General features: G+C 68.3%; 1 protein-coding gene. It reads right to left on the bottom strand.

Translation table 11 applies throughout. From position 1 onward, the window contains the following. Positions 1-166: 166 nt before the first annotated feature. Positions 167-1,987: a DNA mismatch repair endonuclease MutL gene (gene mutL / locus BJ122_RS18865; RefSeq protein ID WP_110782817.1), complete on the bottom strand. Its 1,821-nt coding sequence runs from the start codon at positions 1,985-1,987 to the stop codon at positions 167-169. Positions 1,988-2,271: the final 284 nt, after the last annotated feature.

The raw sequence follows: 2,271 nt of genomic DNA, 5'->3' as shown, positions 1-2,271 counted from the left end.
CCGCACCGGGTTACGGCGAGATGATCGGCCGGGAATCTACCGAGCGGCCTCCGTCGCGCTGACTGTGCACCAGCACTCCGCAGATACAGGAATCTCTTGTGCTATCATATCGGGACTCCGGGTCTGCGCGCTACAGCGCGCATCCCGGAGTGACAACGCAGAGTAGCTACCGCCGCCCAAACAGTTTTTCGATATCGGCCAGCGTCAGCTCGACATAGGTCGGGCGGCCATGGTTGCACTGCCCGGAATTCGGGGTGGCTTCCATCTCGCGCAGCAGCGCGTTCATTTCCTCAGGTTTCAACACCCGCCCGGCGCGCACCGACCCATGGCAGGCCATGGTCGCGGCGACGTGCAAGAGCCGCCGCTCCAGCGGCAGCGCCTCGTCCCATTCCGCCATATGCTCGGCGAGATCGCGCAGCATCGCGCCGGCGTTGCTCTTGCCGAGCAGCGCCGGCACTTCGCGCACCGCGACCGCTCCCGGCCCGAACGACTCGATCGCGAGCCCAAAACGGTCGAGCTCGGCGGCGCGCGCCAGCAGCCGCTCGACAGTGGCCTCGTCGAGTTCGACGATCTCCGGAATCAGCAGCATCTGCCGCTCGACGCCGTTCTGCTCCATCGACGCTTTCAGCTTCTCGTACACCAGCCGCTCATGCGCGGCGTGCTGATCGATGATCACCAGGCCGTCGCGGGTCTGCGACACGATGTAGGTGCCGTGGATCTGGGTACGTGCTGCGCCAAGCGGCCGCTCCTGCTCATCGGCGGGCGGCGGCGCAAAGCTGCGCACATCGGCGCTCGGCGCGCCAATGTCGAAGCGCGGCTGGGCCCGTTCGGCAAAGCCAGCCATCGACGGTGACGGCGCAGCAGTAAAACTCATCGGCGGCGCAGCCGGCGAGCGCCGCCAGTCCCAATCGACCGCGCGCGGCGCCGGCACAAAGCCCGGGCGCAGCGCCGCCAGCGTGGCACCATCGACGCTGGCCGCCGCCGAGCGTTTGCCCTCGCGCGCCAGCCCGTCTTTCAGCGCGTGCACGATCAGCGCCCGCACCAGACCGGCGTCGCGGAACCGGACCTCGGTCTTGGCGGGGTGAACATTGGCGTCGACCTCGCGCGGATCGAGCGTCACGAACAGCGCCAGCACCGGATGGCGATCGCGCGGCAGATAATCGGCATAGGCGGCGCGCACCGCACCGACGATCAGCTTGTCGCGCACCGGCCGGCCGTTGACGAACAGATATTGGCCGAGCGCATTGGCGCGGGTCAGCGACGGCGCGCCTGCCAAACCTTCCACCACCACACCGTCGCGCTCGGCGCCGACCTCGATCGCGCTCTTGCGAAAATCGGCGCCGAGAATGTCGCCGAGCCGCGTCAGCCGCCCGGCAGCGCCCGGCAGCGCCGCGGTCCAGGTCACCGGCGCGCGCTCCTCACCGGCCAGCGTGAAGGCGACGTCGGGCCGCGCCATTGCCAGCCGCCGCACCACCTCGCGGATCGCCTCAGCCTCGGTGCGATCAGTCTTGAGAAATTTCAGGCGCGCCGGCGTGGCGTAGAACAAATCGCTGACCTCGACGCGGGTGCCGTGCGACAGCGCCGCTGGCGCGAGCGGCGATTTGGCGCCGCCTTCGACCGACAACGCCCAGGCATGCGGCTCGCCGGCATGGCGCGTGGTGATCGACAGCCGCGCCACCGAGCCGATCGACGGCAGCGCCTCGCCGCGAAAGCCGAGCGTGCGGATCGATAACAGATCCTCATCATCGAGCTTGGAGGTGGCATGCCGCTCCACCGCCAATGCGAGATCGGCCTTGGTCATGCCGCCGCCATCGTCGGTGATGCCGATCCGGCGCCGGCCGCCGCCATCGGTGAACACATCGATGCGGCTCGCGCCAGCATCGAGCGCGTTCTCGACCAGCTCCTTCACGACACTCGCCGGCCGTTCCACCACCTCGCCGGCAGCGATGCGATTGACCACGGTTTCAGGCAGCTGACGAACGGGCATGGGGCGACTCTGTTGATGGGACGCGATTGTAGGCGAGCGCGCCGATGATGGCGACGAGGTGGCAAAATCCCTCCCCCTTGCCGGGAGGGGCGGCCAAGCGAAGCAGAGGCCGGGGTGGGGATGACTCAAACATTGGATTCGTGGCTCCCCCACCCGACCGGCCTGACGGCCGGCCACCCTCCCCGCAAGGGGGATCGTTGCGTAATTTGATGACGCAGGTTTTTGAGGGGACTTTGGACAGGTTTGCGGTGTGTCTTGGAGCGTCCGCGGGCGGCTAAGCGAGG

The sequence above is a fragment of the Rhodopseudomonas faecalis genome, assembly GCF_003217325.1.
GTDB classification, from domain to species: domain Bacteria; phylum Pseudomonadota; class Alphaproteobacteria; order Rhizobiales; family Xanthobacteraceae; genus Rhodopseudomonas; species Rhodopseudomonas faecalis.
Note: the sequence above shows the minus strand (reverse complement) of the source record. Positions and strands in the feature narration are given on the sequence as shown.

Bases quoted from the DNA above. Each gene is read 5' to 3' on its own strand.
- mutL (WP_110782817.1), bottom strand. From the start codon at position 1,987: ATGCCCGTTCGTCAGCTGCCTGAAACCGTGGTCAATCGCATCGCTGCC.